Below are 20,703 nucleotides of genomic sequence, written 5' to 3'. Positions count from 1 at the left end.
GTGAGTGGCCCTTCGATTCCGCGCGTAGCTTCCTCCCCGGGGGCGGTGACACTCTGCGCTCGGCCTCTGCGAGTCTCGTGAGGGAGGCGAGCGCTTCTTGTGTCCTCCCCGGTTGGCCGGCCCGGTCATCTTCGCTGGGGAGGACGGCGGTGGCCGACCGCTGGTACTGCAGGATCTTCGGGCAGTTGAGGTGATCGAGTGACGCGAAGCGCCGTTATTCAGACATCATCGACTGTATGCAGAAGCTCGAAGCGCACGAGATGCCCTTGCACAAGGTGTTCAGCAGTGATTACGACTTCCAGATCCCCGATTACCAGCGTCCATACGCATGGCAGGAGGAGCAAGCGGTCCAGCTGCTGACGGACCTACGGGAAGCTCTGGACAGGAGGACGGACGAGCCGTACTTCCTCGGGTCCATCGTGCTCGTCAAGAGCAGTGGAGTCCCGAAGGCTGACGTCATTGACGGCCAGCAGCGCCTCACAACCCTGACGATCATCCTTTCGGTCCTGCGTGACCTCACGGCGGAGCCCGAACTTCGCGACGAGTTGGACCGGTTGGTGATGGAACCTGGTGCCAAGATCCGCGGACTGGCCCCGAGGCCCCGGCTCACCCTGCGCAGTCGCGACGCTGACTTCTTCGAGAAGTTCGTTCAGACCAAGGGCGCGGTGGACACCCTGCTCACTCTGAAGGAGGAGGCCTTGCGCACGGATGCGCAGAAGGCCGTTCTCCGTAACGCCACCGTTCTGCACCACAGTCTCACCGAGCTGAGCGAGGAAAGCCGCCTCGAGCTGGCGCAGATGCTCGCAGGCCGGACCTTCTTGGTTGTCGTCAGCACTCCCGACCTCGAGAGCGCGCACCGCATCTTCAGCGTGATGAACTCCCGCGGCCTGGACCTGTCACCGACGGACATCTTCAAGTCACAGATCATCGGTGATCTTGACGCCGAGGCGTCCGAAGCGTGTGCCATCGTGTGGGAGGACGCAGAGGAGATGCTGGGGCGGGACGGCTTCGCCGAGCTCTTCCTGCACCTACGGATGATTTACGCCAAGAAGCGAGGAGAGCAGGAACTGCTGAAGGAGTTCCCCGAACAGGTGCTCAGCCGCTACCTGCCCGACGGGGCCGAGGTCTTCGTCAACGAGGTGCTACAGCCCTACGCCGAGGCATACGCTCAGATCCGGGAGGCTCGCTATGAAGCCGCCGTCGGCGCCGAGTCGGTGAACGCTTGGTTCAGGAGGCTCCAGCAGCTGGACAACAACGACTGGCGCCCTCCGGCTCTGTGGGCACTGCGTCACCACGACGGTGACGTTGAGTGGCTCAACGCCTTCATGCGTGCCCTGGAGCGGTTGGCCGCCAGTATGTTCGTCCGCCGCGTCTACACGACACCCCGCGTCACACGCTACGCGGAGCTGCTCCGCCAACTCGATGACCGCCAAGGCCTCGACTCCCCGGCTCTCGAGTTGAAGGACGACGAGAAGAGGGATACCAAGGCAAGGCTCGACGGTGATCTCTATCTGGTCGGCAAGATCCGCAAGTACGTCCTGCTCCGTCTCGACGAGTTGCTGGCTCGTGGCCAGGGTGTGACCTACGACCATCCCCTCATCACCGTTGAACACGTCCTGCCGCAGAACCCGAAGGCGAACTCGCAGTGGGTCGAGCTGTTCGACGAGGAGCAGCGTACGCACTGGACACACCGCTTGGGCAACCTCGTACTGCTCAACCGCGCCAAAAATTCAGCGGCGCAGAATTACGATTTCGCCCTCAAGAAGGCCAAGTACTTCACCGGTCGTGGGGGAGTGGTCCCTTTCGCTTTGACCAGCCAGGTACTCCAGCACAGTGAATGGACCCCCGCAGTACTCAAGGCCAGGCAGGACGAACTCATGGGGGTGCTGTCCAAGGAGTGGTGCTTGTGATTTCCGGACAGCTCCCGGGTGCGTCCGGAAGCGTCCTGGCCTCACGTGCTCGACACGGTGATTTTCTGGCGAAAGCTCACCAACCGGGATAGTGCTCGGACCAGTAAGGGTCCCACCCCGAGCTGTACCCGTCGCCGGCGGGCGAGTCGGCGAATTGAGTGAACAGGTCGCCGGCCAACCGATCCAGGGCCCATACGAGTTCGTGGCGGCTGACCAGGTCGACAGGCAGTGCCTCGAAGCCGTGCGCCGCGCCGAGCAGTGCGCCGGTCACGCAGGCGACGGAGTCCCCGTCCGGTGCTCCGGCCGCGAAGCGCAGGGCGGCGGCGACCTGGTCCCGGCCGGAGAAGGAGGCGGCCGCGTAGACGCCCCCGAGCAGGGCCGACGGGGCGGTCGCGTCCGGGGCGAGCTTCGCGAGCCGTCCTGGGTCGGCGGGATGGGCCTCGGTGCTCTGCAGCGCGGTCTCGAGCTGGTCCAGCTCATGGCCGGTCAGGCAGCCGTCGGCCTTGACGAGCCCTCGGATGCCGGCCCACAGCGCTTCCCGCACCCCGCCCCGCTGGTTGTAGGCGGATTCGCCGGCGTGAATCAGACAGTGGCCGACCAGCACGACCGCGTGGACGGTGGCGGACTGGGCCGCCTGGTCCCCGTGGGTCAGACCCGCGATCTCCCGAGCCAGCTCGGCCGACGTACCCAGACCCTTGGCAGCGTGGACGACGGCGACGGGGAGAGTACGGGTGAGCGCGTGACACCCGCGGCTGGCCGTCGGGGCACCATGCTTGATCTTGGACAGCGCCTTTACGGTCGAGGGCGCCGAACCGCGCCGCTCGGCCAACGCGGGCACCTGGGCGAGCCATCCGTCCGGCCACACCTTCTCGCCGTGGGCCCACCGCTTCCGCATCCGGTCGACCTCGAGTCCCTGCAGAGCCATCCACCGACTGTAGGCGTGCCACACCACGGACGGCGGGTGACAGACGCCTCGCATCTCGCCGCGTATCCACGCCCGGATGGTGCCTTCGGCGGTGAAGCAGGCCAGCTGAGTGCTCACACCGGCCCGTAGAGGCCCCTCGTCGGGCAGCTTTCCGCCCGCAGCGCCGAGCGTGTCGCCCAGTGCGAGCCCAAGCATCATTCCGCGGACCCGGGAAGCCGCGTCCTTCCGCCGCACGAACTGCGTGGGCTCCACCGGCTCCAGATCCAGCAGTTCCTGCCGCTGCCCGGGAGCGGTGTCACGCGAGGTGACGGCCCGCTCGGTCGCCGATCGCCCGAGCGCGGCGTATCCGGCGGTCAACTCGTGCACCGCCTCCTGCATCTCCGGGTGGTACGACAGTGTCCAGCCGGCGTGCAGCGCATCGCGCAGGTCGTTCAGCGCGGACGTGGAGTCGGTGCCGGTGGCCAGGCAGCTGTACAGCGCCGCCACGGCCGGCGTACGGCTCTGCCCGGCGAGGCAGTGGAGCAGGACCCGCTTGCCCTCCTCGCGCAGCCGCAACACCTGGCGGGCGGCCTGGTCCAGTACGTAATGGAGGTTGGCGTTCTCTCCCTGGCTGTCCACCAGCCAGACACGAACATGCTCGACGTCGTTGCCGGGCAGCACCGGGTCCGTGCCGACGCGGCACAGCGAGACCACGGCGTCGACGGAGACCGGCTCGGCCCCCTGGGCCAGGGCCAGGTTCCCCAGCACCACCCCGGAATCGTGCGGGTGGGGGACGGCGAAAGCGGTGTGAGCGCCCTCGGGCATCCGCGGCACCGAGGGCCACCCCTGCGAGTCGTCGGCGCCGCCCCTGGCGGTGCGGACCGCGAGCCCGATCAGGTCGGGCGCGGTGAGGCCGGGCCATCCGTTCACGTCCTGCTGCCACTGCAGCGGAATGCCCGAGCAGCCCCAGCGCGCGCCGAGCAGGGCGCCCGCGATTGCCGCGACGGTGTCGGTGTCGTTGCCGGCCCGCACCGCCGTCTCCAGCGCCAGGCCGAAGTGCTGGGCGGGGAAGCTGCCCTTGCCGGGATCCAGCTCCGGCACGGGAGTACGAGTGATCGCCGACCAAGCGGCCTGGAGCGCGTGGACGACCCAGCCGTTGCTGGAGAAGTGGTGCGGCGGATGGGCCTCCGCCTCGTCCAGCCGGAGCGCCCACATCTCACGGCGCTCGGCCGGTATCAGCTCCAGTCCGGCGCGCACGCCGTCGAAGGTGCCCTCCAGCACCGCGGTGCGAATCCCGGAGCACCACAGCACGCACGCGTCGGCACAGTCCGGGTCGGGGTGCGTGAGCGCGCTGACCGCGACGGCGGCCTCGGCCATCGCGGCGGCGTCACCGGGGTGAGTGAGCGCGACGATGCCGGTCCGCATGAGCGAGCCGTTCCCGGCACTGTTCTTGTGGGCGGCGGTGTGGAGACGGGCCGCCTCGAGCAGCGCCTTGCCCGGTGCGCCGGACGCGCCACGGACGGCGCCGAGGACCGCGCGGGTCTGATTGCCGACGTCACTGGCGCCGCCGCGCAGCCACTCCAGGAAGTTGACGGTGATCGCGTCGAGCGCCTCCGGGGTACGCAGGTCCGTTCCCTCGGCCGCGACCTTGGCGATGCAAACCTGCATCTGCGTGTCGTCGGAGTACTCACCCGGCTTGTACGGCCCCAGACCGCCACCGATCATCCGCGGCGGCTGGTCCTCACCGAGCGTCGCCGACCCGAACTCGTACGGCACGCCCAACGCGTCGCCCACGGCAGCACCCAGGAGTACACCGGCGGCCCGGTCTGTGGCTCTGACGTCCAGGCGGGACGGGGGGACATGGGGCATGAGGCTCTCCAACAGGGATGACCGCCGACGGCATTGCGCGTGTGTGTGGTGGCAGCAGTCGACGCGTTGAGCGGCGGGAGGGCCTTCGGAGTCGACGTGGCGTCAGCTTGGCAGCCCTCACGGTTCTCGTCAAGATGACAGTAAGTGGAGGTCGGCGGATGGCTGGACGTGGCGCGCGGTCGCCAGGCCCTCGAGGACGGCGTGTTCCGCAACGGAACGGTCGGCAATGGGATGAGGGCCGGTGTCGGTTACCGGACCTCCGTCGAGACCGGCGACAGGTAGAAGAGGCACTGAGCAGGGTTGAACTCGACCACCTCGGCGACGAAGCGGAACTTGTCGCCGACACCGATGGTGGGCGGGATGTCCTTGCCGGTCAGGTTCAGGTCGCCGGTGTTGACGTTCTCGTACTTGAAGCCGGGGCCGTCCGTTGGATGTGCAATCTCGGCATCAGTGCCCAGGAGGAAGTCGTAGCGGGTCTCGTAGTCACCGTAGGGGGCCATGTGCCTGATCGAGCCGTCGAAGGCGACCCTCTGCCCCTCGTGCTTGGCCGCGAAGTCCACGTTCTCGTCGCCGCACGAGTCTGCTTTCAACAGCGCCGCGAATTCAGGGTTGTTCTGGGCCGTGATCACCTCAGAGGCAGTCGGCTCTGCCGCTGGCGGCGTCGGCGTTGAGGACGGGGCCGGGCTCGCGACCGTGGAATCGGCTGACGCGGCCTCCTCCTCGTCTCCGTCGCCGAGCGCGACGCCGGTGCCGATGACGGCGGCGAGGAGCACGAATGCCGCCGCCCCGGCCCCGATCAGAGACCACGGCAGCGGCTTCTTCGGCCGACGGAAGTTGAGGGTGGTGCGCAAGGTGCCCGGACGCTGCTCGACAAGCTCCCAGCCGTCTTTCTGCATCCGCGAGGTCACCAGACCATCGGTGCCGCGAACTGTCTGCACAGTCCTGTACTCGTACTTGATCTCATCTGCCATGCTGCTCCCCCACCCCTGAAATAGCCGGTCGAACCAACCGCTTCCTGCGTCCCTCGCTGCGGCGACTGCGCGTCCAGCCTCAACGACTTGCTGATCATCCCAGAAGCTGTTGCCGGCGAACTGATCAGTCAGTCGCTGCCGAGGGAGAAGGCGAGACCGCCGGCGCGGAGGTCCTCCTCGGTCTGCGTGAGGCCGCCGCGATGGGATACCTCGACCGTGTAGAACTTCGAGCCCGGCGTGATGTCGTCGACGGTGAACGCGAACTCGCAGCCCGCCTCCGTCTTCTCGCCGAACAGCAGCATGCCCATCGCGACGAGAGTGCCGTCCGCATCCGTGACGGTGACCTGCGTTCCCAGATGGATGTCGTCGTAGCCACCCGTTCCCGAGCAGACGTCCCCGATCTTCACTCCCGCGCCGGCGTTCGTGACGGTGAGCGTGCCGTCGGTGCTGAACGGCGTCGACGTTTCCTCCGCGTCCTTGGCTTTCTCATCCTGGCCGGCCGCCGTAGGAGGGCTGGTCTGCGAGCCCTTGGTGGCAGTTCCCCCTTCGGCCTCACTGGTCCCGGTCAGGGCCACGAGCATCCAGCACAGTCCCACAGCGGCGGCACCCATCCCGGCGCCGACGGCCATGGCGGCGTTTCGCGACAGGCTCGCCCAGCGCGAGACGGGAGCCGGACCCGGCGGTTGCTCCGGCAAGGGGGGCACGGGCGGCAGGGGCTGAGCATCCGGCTGCGGCTCGGGCTCTGGCTGCTGGGGCTCGGGCGCTTGCTGCTCCGGTGCGGACATCTCGAGGGCTTCCTCTCGGGTGCGGGTGGAAAGGGGAGGGAGATTCGGGCGGGAGATTCGGGCGGGAGCGCGTGGCGCGCAGGGGTGGCCCGGTAGTCGGGCGGGCCGCCCCTGCGGCCTTCCGCCGCATCCCCCCACGAGCGCGGCGGAGCTTGTGGCGGCTGCCGGAGCGTCAGCCGACCTTGGTCCACTTCTGGCAGCCGTTGGTCTCGAAGTACTCGCCCTTGTTGAGCGTCACCCGGCCCTGGCCCTGCAGGTTCTGGTTGGCGATGATCGCGTCGAACTCACCGGACGCGTCCTTGTGGCGGGCCCAGTAGCAGTTGTCGACGAAGCCGCTCTTGTCAGGACCGGCCGTCTTGTAGGTGCCGGCCTTCATGTCCTCGCCCACCAGGTACTGCCCGTCCCCCGGAACGCTGGCGGGCGGGCCCGGCTTCTTGCTCGGCTTCGGGGGCTTGGTGGGCTTCGGCTTGGCCGTCTCGGTGACGGTCACGGCCGGCTCCGGCTTCGCGTCAGCCGTTTCGGTCACGGTGACCCGCGGCGCGGGCTTGGCCGCGCTGGCCTTGCCCCTCGAGTCGCTCTCGCCGTCGCTGCCCATCCCTATGCCGATCATCAGGGCGAGGAACGCCGTGCCGCCATGGGTGAACCACTTCTTGCGGGTCGACGGCTTCTTCGGTGGCATCGGCGGCTGCTGCCCTGGCCAACCGGGCGAGGTGTACGGACCCGCCTGCGGCGGCGGTACGGCGCCTGCCCCCGACGTGGTGTGGGTGGACGCCCACTGCGGTCCGTCGGGCGGTGTCGGGAACGTTTGGCTCATCGAGGGAACCCTCCGGGCTGGTGTGGACGCCGTGGCGCTTGGTCCCCACAAGGTGCCTGCGATTCCCGATTGCGGCCTCAGGCTTACCTGATAACCCCTATTATCAGAACCGCTTCGATTGAGCGAAGATCATCACGGTACAGTGCTCACGCCTGCCCGAATCAACCGAGGGGCGGCCCTGATGCCGGGATCTCGAGCCGGCCGGAAAGCGTGCACAGGGGAGGGGGAGCGCCGACAGTGCAGACAGCGCCCGAAGCCATCCTGCCCGAATCGCCGGCCTGGCGGATCACCTACGCCGAGATCGCCGCCCTTGCGCAGGTCAAGCGGCCCGTCCCCACGACCTGGGCCCGCCGCCACGCCGACTTCCCCGAGCCCATCGCCCAGGAGGACGGACGTCCCCTCTTCGACGCCCGTGCCGTCGTCGACTGGCTGACGGCCACCGGCCGCGGCAACACCGACCCCGGCCGCCTACGCGCCGAGCTCGCCCTGCACACCCTCGCCGCCTGGCGCACCCCGGCCCTGCCCGGGCCTGTCCTGATCGGCGCGCTGACCGCCCTGATCTGCCTGCACCAGCAGCTCGACGCCCCGGTCGCCGACGGCCGCCCCTGGCAGAGCCTCCTCGATCGGGCCGCCGACCTCGACCACGAGGACTCCTTCCTCCTCTCCGAACTGCGCGCTCTCCCCGATCCCGAGCACACCGGCCCGGCCCTCGCGGAGCTGGCCGACGAGCTGGTCGAGGCCGCCTACACCCCGCTGCAGGCCTTCGACTGGATCCTCCAGGCCTGCCCCCGTCTCGGCTGCCGCGACCTGAACGCCGACGAACCCGCCCCCACGGTGGTCCGGGCGCTCGCAGCAGTCTCCGGCGTCCCCACCCTCGCCGAGGGCTCCACGATCGCCGTCCCGCATGCCCGGACCGGCGAGCTGCTCGCCGCCCTCCGCGACAAGGCCGCCGATGACGCCGGTCACTTCTACGTTGCCGCCGACCCCGACCCGGACCGCGTCCGGCTCGTCCGACGGCGCATGCTGGTCCGCGACGTGTACGAGTTCCAGCTCGAGGTCGCCCAGGGCGAGTACCTGGACGCCGACGAGGGGGACTGGGGCAGCCCCGACCTCCTCCTGTGCGCCCTGCCCTACGAGGCGGCCGAATCCCGCGACCCCAAGGCCGTCCTGGACCAGGTCCACGCCCTGACCGACTACCTGGACATCGGCGCCACCGCCGTCGTGCTCGGCCCGGCGGACGTCCTCACCGGACCGCTCGACCGTCACGGCGACGCCGACCGCCTGCGCCGGTCCTTCCTGGAGCCCGGCCTCCTCAAGGCCGCGATCAGCCTCCCCGACGGCGTCTTCCCGTCCCGTCCCGGCTACCGCACCGCCGTTTGGGTCCTCGCCCGCGTTGCCAAGGAAGAGCGCACCGGCCTCGTCCTCCTCGCCGACTACTCCGCCCAGCCGCTCACCGAACCGGTCCTCGACCGTCTGGCCGAGGACATCGCCATCTGGCGCGCAGCCGGCTGGAAAGCCGACCCGCGCCACGAGCCCCGGCACGCCGCCATCGTCCGCGCCGCCGACCTCGACGGCCGGCCCGGCACCCCCTTCACCCCGCAGCACCGCACCCGCGCGACCCGGCACACCCGGACCGTCGCCGAACGCCCGGCAGTCATCGCCGACCTCGAGCGCCGTCTCACCGAACTGCACGAGCGTGCGCAGGCCCGTGCCCCGCACCCCGCCGCCCAGGCGGTGATGCGCCCGGAGAGCGACCCGGTCCGCCGCACCACCGTCATGCAACTCCTGCACGCCCGACGCCTCCGCCGCCGCCCGGGCCACCGCTTCGCCGCCGAGCACCTCACCGAGCGCGGCCACTACACGGTGCTGACCCCGGAGGAAGTCCTCGGCACGGCACGCGTCGGCGGCCGCCGGCTCGACCGTGGCGTGCTGCTCACCGCCTACGAGCACGCCCAGTTCACCGAGCCGGGGGACCTCGTCGTCACCGCGCACCCGCGGTTCGGGGTGTACGTCGACATGGAGGGCACCTCCCTGGTCGCCGCCCCGGCCCGCATCCTCCGAGTCCACCCCGACGCGGACCCGCCCGTGCGGCCCCGGGTGCTGGCCGCGCAGCTGCGCGCGGCCGCCGCGGAGCACGCCCGCACCAGCGGGGCGGTGCGCGCGTCCCGCGCCATCGAGGACCTCCTCATCCCCGACCTGAGCGCGGCGGAGGCCGACCTCTACGAGACGGTTCTGGCCCAGATCGAGGGCCGGGCGGCCCTGCTGCGTGAGCAGACCGCCGCCCTCGACGACCTGTCCCGGGTGCTGGCCGCCGGCATGGCCGACGGCACGCTCACCGTTCAGCACCTGCCCGAAGTTTCTGCTGACATCCACTGAAGGAGACGGCCCACCCGATGCCTCCCCGTAAGAAGAAGCCCACCGACCAGGCGGAGCTGTTCACAGCCTCCACCCCCAAGGAGATCCAGGACCTCCTCTGGAAGGCGGCCGACAAGCTCCGCGGCTCCATCGACGCCGCCCAGTACAAGGAGTTCGTCCTCGGCCTGATCTTCCTCAAGTACGTTTCCGACGCCTTCGAGGAGCGCCGCAACCAGCTCGCCAAGGAGCTCACCGAGGAGGGCATCGCCGAGGACCGCCTCGACGACTTCCTCGAAGACCGCGACGAGTACACCGGCGCCCACGTCTTCTGGGTCCCGGAGAACGCCCGCTGGTCCTGGATCGCCACCCACGCCAAGGCGCAGGGCGTCGGCAAGCTCCTTGACGATGCGATGGACGCCATCATGCGGGAGAACGCGTCCCTGACGGGCGTCCTCCCGAAGATCTTCAACCAGGACCGCGTCGACCAGAAGCGCCTCGGTGAGCTCGTCGACCTCATCAGCGACGCGCGCTTCGGCGGCAGCGAGGACAAGCCGGCCCAGGACCTTCTCGGGGAGGTCTACGAGTACTTCCTCGGCAACTTCGCCCGCGCGGAGGGCAAGCGTGGCGGCGAGTTCTACACGCCGAGCTCCGTGGTCCGCCTGATCGTCGAGATCCTCGAGCCTTACGAGGGGCGGGTCTACGACCCGGCCTGCGGCTCGGGCGGCATGTTCATCCAGGCCGCCAAGTTCATCGAGGCCCACCGCGGCCGCGGCCACAAGAGCGACCTCTCCATCTACGGCCAGGAGCTCAACGAGCGCACCTGGCGCCTTGCCAAGATGAACCTCGCCATCCACGGCATCGACGGCAACCTCTCCTCCCGCTGGGGCGACACCTTCGCCGACGACAAGCACGCGGACCTCAAGGCCGACTTCGTCATGGCCAACCCGCCCTTCAACGTCAAGGACTGGCACCGGGACGAGTCCGACCCCAGGTGGAAGTACGGCACCCCGCCGAAGAACAACGCCAACTACGCGTGGCTCCAGCACATGATCTCCAAGCTGGGCGAGAAGGGCACGGCCGGCGTCGTGCTGGCCAACGGCTCCATGAGCTCGCAGTCCAGCGGCGAGGGCGAGATCAGGCAGGCCCTGATCGAGGCTGACCTGGTGGCCTGCATGGTGGCGTTGCCTCCGCAACTCTTCCGTACGACGCAGATTCCGGCGTGCCTGTGGTTCCTCTCCAAGGACAAGTCCCCGCAGGGCCCACGGCGGTTGGACGATCGGCGCGGCGAGATCCTCTTCATCGACGCTCGGGGCATGGGCGAGATGGCCGACCGCACGGAGCGGATCCTTCCGGAGACCGACCTCAGGAAGATCGCGGACACGTACCACGCATGGCGCGGCACGGCGTCGGCACGTGAGGCTGGGCTGTCATACGAGGACACGCCCGGCTTTTGTTACTCGTCCGACCTTGAAAGGGTGCGGGAGCACGGGTATGTGCTGACGCCTGGGCGGTACGTGGGGGCCGTTGAGAGTGAGGGTGAGGATGCGGAAGCCGTGGCAGAGCGGATCAGCAAGCTGACTGCGGAGTTGTACGAACTTTTCGGTCAATCTGATGACTTGCAGCGAACGGTGCGCGAGCAGTTGGGGAGGACCCATGCCTGAGTGGCAGCGCCGCCAGCTTGGTGATCTGTGTACCCGACTCACCGTGGGGCATGTCGGGCCCATGGCTTCCCGTTACAAATCCTCAGGTATCCCCTTCCTGAGATCTCTGAACATCAAGCGCGGCCGGGTTGATCTCTCTGCCGTCAAATATATCGATGAGAAGTTTCATTCCGAGCTGGCTAAATCCCAGATCAAGCCTGGGGATCTCGCTATCGTTCGCACGGGCGAGCCGGGAGTAGCGGCGATAATTCCCGACACATTGCCGGTAGCGAACTGCTCTGACCTGGTGATTGCCACACCAAAACCGGATGTTGACGGACGCTTCCTCTGTTACGCCATCAATGAGACGGCGCAAGATTTCGTGAAGGCGCATACGGTCGGAGCTGTTCAGCAGCACTTCAATGTAAAATCCGCGAAAGTTCTTGAGATCAATCTACCCCCACTGCATACCCAGCGGGCGATCAGTGAACTTCTCGGAGCGCTGGATAACAAAATCGCCGTCAACGAGCGCATCGCCAGGAAGGCCGACGAGCTATCCCGAGAGATATTCCAGCAGGCCTTGCTGGCTTCTCCGGCTAACTTTACGGACTGCGCCTTGTCCGAGGCTGCGGAATTCATTAACGGTCGCGCCTTCACCAAGGATGCCACCGGAACCGGTCGCATGGTGATCAGGATCGCAGAGATCAATAGCGGTCCTGGAGCCTCCACCGTGTATAACGATATCGAAGTTCCGGACAAGCATATCGCGCGACCGGGTGACGTCCTTTTCGCCTGGTCCGGCTCGCTGACGGTGGCCCGGTGGTACCGCCCCGAGGCCATCATTAATCAGCACATTTTCAAGTGCATTCCTAGGGTTGGGTATCCAGACTGGCTCGTAAGCCAGCTCTTGCACGGGAAGATCGATGAATTCCGCGCCATTGCCGCGGGCAAGGCGACCACCATGGGACACATTCAGCGTAAACACCTGGATGATCCCGTCAGTGTCCCTGAGTCCGAAGAACTAGTCTCGCTGGACAGGCAAATCTCCCCTCTCTGGGACAGTGCCCTGCTTGCAGAACGCGAGTCCCTCACCCTCGCCACTCTCCGCGACACCATCCTCCCCCAATTGATGTCCGGCCGACTCCGTGTCAAGACCGCCGAGAAAATTGTCGAGGACGCCACGTGACGACGCACTACGACGGCGGCAGAACCCACCGTCGCCCCACCGAAGCCGACTGGGAACTGCTCGCTCTCGACGAACTCGTTGAGTTGGACTGGCCGAAGGCCCCCGGCAACGAGTTCGCTCCCGGCTCCGGCCACCGGAAGTCCTGGGACGATCTCATCCTCTATCCCGACCTCCATGAGGCCGTCGAGCGCCTGAACCCCGGTCTCCCCGCAGACGTCGTCCGCGAGGCGGTCACGGTCGCGGCAACCCCCGCCTCCCAGGACACCTACGAGGAGAACCGCACCGCCCACCGTCTCCTCACCACCGGCATCCGCTCCGTCACCTACACCGACAACTTCGGCGCCGAGCACACCCCTACCATCCGCCTGGTCGACCTGGCCGACCCGGACGCGAACACCTACCGCGCCCTGAACCAGGTCACCGTCATCGACGGCGAGAAGAACCGCCGCTTCGACGTGGTCCTCTACATCAACGGCCTCCCCCTCGCCGTCCTGGAGCTCAAGCGCGCCGGCGACGAGGACGCGACGCTCCAGACGGCGCACTCCCAGGTGTCCCGCTACGTCGAGGAATTCCCGACCGCGTTCCGTCACAACGCGGTCGTCCTCCTCTCCGACGGCATCACCGCCAAGTACGGCACCCCGTTCACCCCCTACGAGCACTTCGCCCCGTGGAACACCGACGAGTGGGGCGCCCGCGTCGACCCGCTCACCGCGGACGGCTTCGCGGAGTCCGGGCAGAACTTGGCCATCCATGGCCTCTTCACCCAGTCCCGGTTTCTCGAGCTGGTCAGCTCGTTCATCAACTTTGTCCCCTCGAAGCGGATGAAGCGGATCGCGAAGCCGCACCAGTACCACGCCGTCGTCCGCGCCGCCGAAGCCGTCCGTACCGCCGCGGCCAGCGACGGCCGGGCGGGAGTCGTCTGGCACACCCAGGGGTCCGGGAAGTCGGAGGAGATGGTCCTCACCACCACCATGGTGATGAAGGACCCCGCCCTGCTGAACCCGACCGTGGTCGTCGTCACCGACCGCAACGACCTCGACGACCAGCTCTACTCCACCTTCCAGGAGAGCGAGATTCTCCCGGAAGCACCCCGCCAGGTCCTGACCCGCGCCGAACTGAGGGAGGAGCTCGCGGCGAAGAGGACGGGAGGGATCCTCTTCACCACGCTCCAGAAGTTCGGCAAGACGAAGGAGGAGCGGGAGTCGGGCACCGATCACCCGATGCTCTCCGAGCGCCGGAACATCGTCGTGATCGTCGACGAGGCCCACCGCAGCCACTACGACGACCTCAACGGCCTCGCCCGTCACCTGCGCGACGCGCTCCCGCACGCCACGCTGCTCGCCTTCACCGGTACCCCCATCTCGGAGGCCGACCGGAACACCCGCGAGGTCTTCGGCGACTACATCGACGTTTACGACCTCAAGCGGGCCGCCGACGACGGCGCGACCGTGAAGGTCTACCACGAGAGCCGTGTCATCCAGCTCGTGCTGGACCGCGAGATCGACCCGGACAAGATCGACGAAGAGGCCGACCGCATCACCGAGGGCCTCGACGACACCGAACGCCGCAACGTCGAGCAGGCCGTCGCCACCATGAACGCCATGTACGGTGCGCCGGCCCGTATACGGGACCTCGCGGCCGACCTGGTCGAGCACTGGGAGGCCCGCCGCGAGCGGATGAAGCCGTTCGTCGGTGCCTCCGAGACCGGCGGCGCCCCTGGCAAGGCGATGGTGGTCTGCGCGACCCGGGAGATCTGCGTCCGCGTCTACGACGCCCTGCGCGAGCTGCGCCCCGAGTGGCACAGCGACGAGTTCGACAAGGGCGTTATGAAGATCGTCTTCTCCTCGGACACCCGCAAGGACTCTCCCGAGCTCCTCGCCCACGCTCTGCGCGACAGCCGCCGCAAGGCGGTCATCAACCGGGCGAAGAACCCCGAGGACGAGCTCGAGCTGCTCATCGTCAACAACATGCTGCTCACCGGCTTCGACGCCCCGCCGATCCACACCATGTACCTGGACCGGCCGCTCAAGGGCGCCAACCTGATGCAGGCCCTCGCCCGCGTCAACCGCCGCTTCCGCCGCAAGGAGGACGGCCTCCTCGTCGGCTACGCGCCGCTGACCGAGAACCTGCAGAAGGCCATCGCCGAGTACACGGACGCCGACCAGCGTGACCGCACGCTTGGTCAGGACGTCGAGCGGGCCCTGGACGAGCTGCGCAACGAGTACGACATCATCACCGGTATTCTCCGCGGCTTCGGCTGGGAGGCCCTGCTTGACCGGCCCGGCAACAAGGCCTTCGTCGACGCGGCCCTGCGCACCGCGAACTACCTGCGGGACCCGGTCACCCCTGGCAACAACCCCGAGCAGCTCGACGACCCCCGCCAGACGCTGGGGTGCCGCTTCCGCGATCACGCCTATCGGCTCGAGCGGTTCTGGGCACTGGCCGGCAGCTCCAAGGATGTCGGCGACCGCTTCGCGGACCAGCCCGCCTGGAAGCGGCACATCCAGTTCTTCGTCGAGGTCCGCGCCTACATGGCCAAGCTGGACGCCATGGAGCGCGAGGCCCGCGGACTGCCGGTGGCCCGTGACATCGAGCTGTACCTGTCCCAGCTCACGTCCTCGGTCGTCGAGACCAGCGGCGTGACCGACCTCTTCGCCGAGGCCGGCCTCGAGACCGCCGACCTGACCCACCTCAACGATGCGCTCGTCGCTCAGCTGCAGAAGAGCGACACCCCGCACCTCGCGGCTGAAGCGCTCCGGCGCCTCGTCGAACGCAAGATGCGTGAGGTCACCCAGCACAACATCGTTCGGCAGACCAGGTTCTCGGAGCGCCTCCAGGACCTGATGGTCAAGTACATGCGCCAGCAGTACACCAGCGCCGAGCTCATCGCGAAGCTGGTCGAGATGGCCAAGGAGGTCGCCGCCGACGCCCGCCGCGGCGAGAAGTTCGACCCGCCGCTGAACTGGCGCGAGCTCGCCTTCTACGACGCGGTCGCCGACCACGGCACGGCACGTGCCGTGATGGGCGACGAGGTCCTGGCCGGCATCGCCCGCGACCTCGTCACCGAGGTCCGGCGCCAGCTCAAGCCGGACTGGATCGCCCGCGAGTCCGTCCGCGCCCGCCTGCGCAGCACCATCAAGCGGCTCCTGGCCCGCAACAACTACCCGCCGGGCCAGCAGAAGGAGGCCATCGACCTGGTCCTCCGCCAGATGGAGCACTTCGCCAACGAGTGGTCGGTGAAGGGCACGCTGGACAACTGATCCGCAGATGCGAAAGCCTGGCCAACCTGCTCAAGTTGGCCAGGCTTTCGTGACTCGTCAGGTGGGGCAGGAGCTCGTCTCGGCTGAGGCCAGCCCCAGGAAGCCGGCCCAGGCATCGCGCGACACCGTGACCACGGGCCCGCGGGCGGCCTTGGAATCGCGGATGTGCACGGCTGACGTGCCGTCTGCGACTTCTACGCACTGGCCGCCTTCGGCCCCGCTGTAGCTGCTCGTGAACCAACGCAGGTCCGAGGTCGTGATCGAGGACTCATTGGAGCTCATAGTGATCTCAGCAACCCTTCGATGAACGCCAGCGACTCTCGCGGATTGAGTGCTTGCGATCGGATGATCCCATAGCGTGATGCTGCGAGAGCAGCGCGCGGGGGGTCTGATTCCAGGGAACTGGTCCCCTGCGTCTCCGCGTACACGAACTGCTTGCCGTCCTTCCTGACAGCGACGGTGAACGGACCGTCCACGCCGGCGCACTCCGCCGAGGACAGCGGCATCACTTGAAGCTGCACGGTGCGCTCCTGGCCGACCCGCAGCAGGTGTTCCAGTTGCTGTCGCAGGACGTCAGTGCCCCCGTACGGACGCCGCAGGACGGACTCGTCCATCACGAAGCTGAGCAGCGGCGCCGGGTCGCGATCGAGGACCTGCTGGCGAGCCAGGCGTGCCACCACCCGCTGCTCGATGACGTCCTGCTTCAGCGGCGGACGCCGTATCGTGAGCAGCGCGCGCATGTATGCCTCGGTCTGCAGCAGACCGTTGATTACTAGGGTGTCGTAGACCAGGAGTTCCATGGCCTCCTTCTCCAAGGCGGCCATCCCCTGGAAGAAGGTCGGGTACTGCGCCCGTTCCACCTGCTCCTTCCAGAGGCAGAGCAGGCCGTCCGCCCGAAGGACCTCGTCGGCACGCTCGATCGTCCGGGGCGTCGGGATCCTCCTCCCCTGCTCGAAGGCCGCGATGGTGGACGTCGAGTAGCCGAGGCGCTTGCCCAGTTCCTCGCGCTCCATCCCCTCGCGAACGCGCAGCGTCTTCATCGCCCGCCCGAACGCGGTGACAACGCCCTGCCCGGTGTCGCCGTCGGTCTGGCGGCTGACTCCGCTGCCGCTGGCCGGGCCGTCGGCGGACTCCACATCCGTGGTGCCCGCGTCCTCGGTCGTCAGGTCCTCAAGGCCCATGCCCTCCACCTTGTCCACCATCTCCTCCCGTGCCAACGCCCCCGCCCGGAGGCCGTCACGCCGCACAGCGCCTACTCACGCGCACACCCCGCGTACAAGCCGCCCGTGTCACTGCGTCACTACTGGTCACGCTACGCGACGGACGGGAGCGTGGACGGCATGACGACGAAACCCGGCAGCTCCGCCCTTCGTGTCGGCTCGGACGCCGACCAGGCACTCGAGCCCACCCTCGACATGCGTTTCACGTCGACCCCTCGGGGGGCCCGTCTCGCCCGGCGCCTGGCAGCCGTCAGGCTCGACGCCTGCGGCATTCCGTACGGCTCGGACGCCCACGACGCGATCGTTCTGATCGTCGCCGAACTCGCCGCCAACGCCGTACGTCACGGCTGCGTTCCCGGGCGCGACTTCCGCCTGCGCGTCCACGCCCCTGCCAGCAAAACCATCGTCCGCGTCGAGGTGACCGACACCCGCGCCGAATGCCTGCCCCGACGCCCGTCCCCATCACGAGACGCTGACGCGGAGGAGGAGAACGGCCGCGGGCTGATCCTGGTGTCACACCTGGCAAGCGAGTGGGGCTGGCGCCCTCGGCTGAGCGGCCCTGGCAAGACCGTCTGGGCCGACTACGTGATCGCTTGAGTGGCGTGCGTACCCGGAGACTCAAGCCCTTGCACGGCTGTCGAGCAGCACCACGGACTTCACTGCACCAATCGTCCTTTCGCCAGGCTGATCTCCAGCCGCTGCCGCCATCGGTGGTTTCAGACAAGTCTGCGTGGCCAAGGAGCCCGACAGTCCGCGCAAGGAGTGGCGTGCGGACGATCGACCGATGCCCCGTCACCCAGCTCAAAGGACAGCGCTTCACGCACGGCAGTTGCTGCCGGGCAAAGCAGCCCCGAGCGAATCTCGCCACCGGCTACACAAGCGGTGAACGCCCAGCCCGCGTGACTGCTACGACTGATGTGACTGACTGTTCAGGCTGGGCCGGTGCCGGCTAGGTCTCTCGGGGAGGACGTACGGTCGTGGCGTGGGACGAGTGGGCGAAGCTGAAGGCCGAAGCCGCAGCGCGCACGGAGCCGGGGATGCGGCTCAACCAACTGGATGCCCCTGCCGGCGGTGGAGGCGGCACCGGCGGGGAAGACCTGGTCGTTCACGACGATCAGCTGGGAAAGCTCGGCAACATGGCCTTCGAACTGCGCGAGCGCCTGCACCGCGACGGCGACTTCGCCCGCCCTGCCACCTTCCGGGCGTCCGTCGACATGGCCAATGACGGCCTGGACACCGGTTCCGCCCTGACCGAGGTCCACGACGCGTGGAACACCCAGCTCCGCACGCTGCTCGAGGCATGCGCCCACATCTCCAACCACCTGGACTTCTCGCGTACGCAGCACGCCAAGGACGAGGACCACGTGGTGACGGGCATGCGGGACGCGGGCGGCGGGCTGATGTCGGTGTCACGGATCAACGACTACTTCGAATAAGCGCCGGCGAGACGGAGCAACCGACATGGGGGACAAGCTGACCGCGGAAGAGCTGGGCAACCTGCGCCTGGGCACACTGAAGGCCGCGGTGGACGACTGGAAGACCATGCTGCACCGGCTCCAGCTTCTCGCCGACGGCGGCGCAGGTGGAGTGAGCGCGACGGATCTCGCGGCCAGAGCGGAAGCTGCGGAATGGAAGGGCGTCAACGCGGCTGTGTCCCGTGCCTTCGTCACGAAGACCGCTGCTCAGTTCGACGACGCGACAGCCCAGGCAAAGAGCGTGTTGGGCATCCTGAAGGACGTGCACACCCGGCTCGGCAAGCATCAGACGGAGCTGCGTGACCTGACGGATGAGTTGCTGCGTCGCAAGATGATGGTCGCGCCGAGCGGCACGGTCAGTTACGTCGGGCCGTCCAGCCCGGTGGTGGACACGGGAGAGGCTCCCGAGGTCCCTAACCGTGAAGACATCGCCCTGGCGCAGGAGAGGGTCGATCGCATCCTTGGTGACGCCGCGGAGGTGGACCGGATCGCCGCACGTGCGCTGTGTGCCCTCGCAGCCGCCCCGCACGACTTCACCGACAAGGGTGCGAAGACCCTCGCGGAGGCCGACCGGCAGCAGGGCGCAGCCGATGCCGCGAAGTGGGTGAAGGAGATCAAGGCGGGGGGTGTCGAATCGTGGAGCGAGGAGAAGATCGCCCGCTTCAACGCGATGCTCGAGTACCAGCGGGACAACGGCGGCTTCACCGAGCACTTCGCCACCAGCTTGGGAGCCGAGGGAACGCTGCAGTTCTGGCGCGAGCTGGCCGCGCCGTCCACCGGTTCGCGTGACGGTGAGAGTGCCAAGTTGCTGGCCCAGGTGCAGGACAACCTGAGCATGTCGCTGGCCAACGCGACGCACGTCGACAGCCCGGCCATGGATGCCTGGAAGAAGGACCTGATTGCGGCCGGCGGCAAGTCGTTCCCGCTCAGCGGCACGGCTCCGGTGCCACTGGAGACGACGCTGACCTCAACCAACCCGACAGGCTTCCAGATCATGAGCAGCCTGATGCACGAGGGACGGTTCGAGTCAAAGTTCCTGCGGGACTACGGCACAGCGCTGCTCACGAGCGAGCGCGGGGGGAGCGGCCTGGACCCCGACCAGATCTGGCTCGACACCTCGTCGCTCGATTATCCCGAGCCCAAGGCTCTCAGGTCCAACGACCCACTGGTCGGCTATCTGGAGGCACTGGGTCACAATCCCGAGGCGTCGCTCGATTTCTTCCAGGGCAGCACGGGCAAGGGCGATGACAAGCTCGACAACTTCGAGTACCTGATGGGCGACGGCACGGACTCCCGCGAATGGATCAAGACGTTCGACCGCAAGCACATCGGCTACGACAGCCTGGGTCACGCCCTCGAATCGGCGACCCTCGGCTACGGCTACGACGAGTCGGAGCCGAAGATTCCCCCGTTGGATACGGCGGCGCAGAGGGAAGCGCGGGAGGGACGGCTGAATCTCCTCCAGCAGGTAATGGCGACGTATCCCTCGGCAGACGCGGTGGAGAAGCACGACGGCATCGCGGACAGTCTGGGACGCATCGCCGCAGGGCACATCGATTCCCTCAACTACTCCATGGCCAACTTCGGGGACGCCGGGGACCTCGCCGACCGGGACGGGTTCTTCAGGGCGGAACAGAACGGACTGCGCGACCTCGGCGAGGGCTACGCGACCAACTTCCTCAGGGCCGTCGCCGCAGATGAGGACGCCCACGGGTCTCTGGCGGCCGCGCAGCAGATCTATGGTGCCAGCCTGATGGCAAGCCAAGGGGACAACCACACCGCCGTGGTGAACGCCGGCATGCACAGTGTGATGATGCACGGCATGTTCGACGGCGCACGAGCGGAAGCCATCGCCGGCGACTTCGCGGACGAGGAGGAGAAGCAGGCGATGGCCCTCGAGAAGCAGGCCAATTGGCGGGAGTTCGGCGTTGGCGCGTTGGTGGGAGCGACCGTGGGGGTGGGATCGGCAGTGATGGTTCCCGCCGCAGGCGCGGCCGCGATCGCCGTTCCGATCGCCTATGAGACGGCTGGCGGCGCTGCTGAGACGATGATGAGCAACCACATGGTCGACTGGCTCAAGGAGAACGAGTTCAAGAACGATGTGCAGGCCATCGCGTCGGTGCAGAGTGCCCTGTTGTCAGGTCAGGACAGCGCCATGATCCCACTGAAGAACTACATGGATGAGCAGCGCATGCCCTCGGACGACGGCAGAGCGTTGCTGCGCGAGGCGCGCGGCGTGTACAACGACGGCGTTCAGGCGACCGCCACGACCATCGTGAGAGTGGGCTGAGGATGCCGAGGTCCTGGACGAGAA

General features: G+C 67.8%; 14 protein-coding genes. 8 read left to right on the top strand and 6 right to left on the bottom strand.

The window, feature by feature from the left end; all coding sequences use genetic code 11:
• Positions 1–236: 236 nt before the first annotated feature.
• Entirely contained in the window at positions 237–1,910 is a 1,674-nt protein-coding gene (locus ABT026_RS28335) for a DUF262 domain-containing protein (protein WP_351118014.1), read from the top strand.
• Positions 1,911–1,986: 76 nt separating this feature from the next.
• Here the strand turns inward: ABT026_RS28335 and ABT026_RS28330 are convergent, their stop codons facing one another.
• The 4 genes from ABT026_RS28330 to ABT026_RS28315 all read right to left on the bottom strand — a co-directional run bounded on the left by ABT026_RS28330 (position 1,987) and on the right by ABT026_RS28315 (position 7,118).
• Positions 1,987–4,608, bottom strand: coding sequence for an ADP-ribosylglycohydrolase family protein (locus tag ABT026_RS28330; RefSeq protein ID WP_351118013.1), 2,622 nt, complete (start codon positions 4,606–4,608; stop codon positions 1,987–1,989).
• Positions 4,609–4,931: 323 nt separating this feature from the next.
• Positions 4,932–5,654, bottom strand: coding sequence for a DUF4839 domain-containing protein (locus tag ABT026_RS28325; RefSeq protein WP_351118012.1), 723 nt, complete (start codon positions 5,652–5,654; stop codon positions 4,932–4,934).
• 128 nt (positions 5,655–5,782) lie between these two features.
• Positions 5,783–6,439 (bottom strand): hypothetical protein, encoded by a 657-nt coding sequence (locus ABT026_RS28320; protein WP_351118011.1) that lies wholly within the window; start codon positions 6,437–6,439, stop codon positions 5,783–5,785.
• Between the two features lie 172 nt (positions 6,440–6,611).
• Entirely contained in the window at positions 6,612–7,118 is a 507-nt protein-coding gene (locus ABT026_RS28315; RefSeq protein ID WP_351118010.1) for an Rv1352/Rv1906c domain-containing protein, read from the bottom strand.
• Positions 7,119–7,490: 372 nt separating this feature from the next.
• Here ABT026_RS28315 and ABT026_RS28310 point away from each other — a divergent pair, with 372 nt between their 5' ends.
• Genes ABT026_RS28310 through ABT026_RS28295 form a run of 4 tightly spaced genes read left to right on the top strand, consistent with a single transcriptional unit; the run spans position 7,491 to position 15,694 of the window.
• Positions 7,491–9,629, top strand: a complete 2,139-nt coding sequence (locus ABT026_RS28310; RefSeq protein ID WP_351118009.1) for a hypothetical protein — start codon at positions 7,491–7,493, stop codon at positions 9,627–9,629.
• Positions 9,630–9,646: 17 nt separating this feature from the next.
• Positions 9,647–11,269, top strand: coding sequence for a class I SAM-dependent DNA methyltransferase (locus ABT026_RS28305; protein ID WP_351118008.1), 1,623 nt, complete (start codon positions 9,647–9,649; stop codon positions 11,267–11,269).
• Positions 11,262–12,434 carry a restriction endonuclease subunit S gene (locus ABT026_RS28300; RefSeq protein WP_351118007.1) on the top strand — a complete coding sequence of 391 codons (1,173 nt, stop codon included), beginning with the start codon at positions 11,262–11,264 and terminating at the stop codon, positions 12,432–12,434. The genes ABT026_RS28305 and ABT026_RS28300 overlap by 8 nt, the downstream gene beginning before the upstream one ends.
• Complete coding sequence (locus ABT026_RS28295) at positions 12,431–15,694, top strand: type I restriction endonuclease subunit R (protein ID WP_351118006.1); 3,264 nt, start codon at positions 12,431–12,433, stop codon at positions 15,692–15,694. The genes ABT026_RS28300 and ABT026_RS28295 overlap by 4 nt, the downstream gene beginning before the upstream one ends.
• Before the next feature lie 57 nt (positions 15,695–15,751).
• Here the strand turns inward: ABT026_RS28295 and ABT026_RS28290 are convergent, their stop codons facing one another.
• A complete protein-coding gene (locus ABT026_RS28290; protein ID WP_351118005.1) occupies positions 15,752–15,976 on the bottom strand; it encodes a DUF397 domain-containing protein in 225 nt (74 codons plus the stop codon).
• Positions 15,973–16,896: a helix-turn-helix domain-containing protein gene (locus ABT026_RS28285; protein WP_502968073.1), complete on the bottom strand. Its 924-nt coding sequence runs from the start codon at positions 16,894–16,896 to the stop codon at positions 15,973–15,975. The genes ABT026_RS28290 and ABT026_RS28285 overlap by 4 nt, the downstream gene beginning before the upstream one ends.
• A gap of 138 nt (positions 16,897–17,034) precedes the next feature.
• Here ABT026_RS28285 and ABT026_RS28280 point away from each other — a divergent pair, with 138 nt between their 5' ends.
• From ABT026_RS28280 to ABT026_RS28270, 3 genes are all read left to right on the top strand, one after another.
• Positions 17,035–17,511 (top strand): ATP-binding protein, encoded by a 477-nt coding sequence (locus ABT026_RS28280; protein ID WP_351118004.1) that lies wholly within the window; start codon positions 17,035–17,037, stop codon positions 17,509–17,511.
• Positions 17,512–17,891: 380 nt separating this feature from the next.
• Positions 17,892–18,350, top strand: a complete 459-nt coding sequence (locus ABT026_RS28275) for a hypothetical protein (RefSeq protein ID WP_351118003.1) — start codon at positions 17,892–17,894, stop codon at positions 18,348–18,350.
• 25 nt (positions 18,351–18,375) lie between these two features.
• Positions 18,376–20,679, top strand: coding sequence for a hypothetical protein (locus ABT026_RS28270; protein ID WP_351118002.1), 2,304 nt, complete (start codon positions 18,376–18,378; stop codon positions 20,677–20,679).
• The last annotated feature ends 24 nt before the right edge of the window (positions 20,680–20,703 follow it).

The sequence above is a fragment of the Streptomyces sp. NPDC002734 genome (assembly GCF_040295685.1).
Classification (GTDB): domain Bacteria; phylum Actinomycetota; class Actinomycetes; order Streptomycetales; family Streptomycetaceae; genus Streptomyces.
This window is presented reverse-complemented; position numbering and strand designations above follow the sequence as displayed.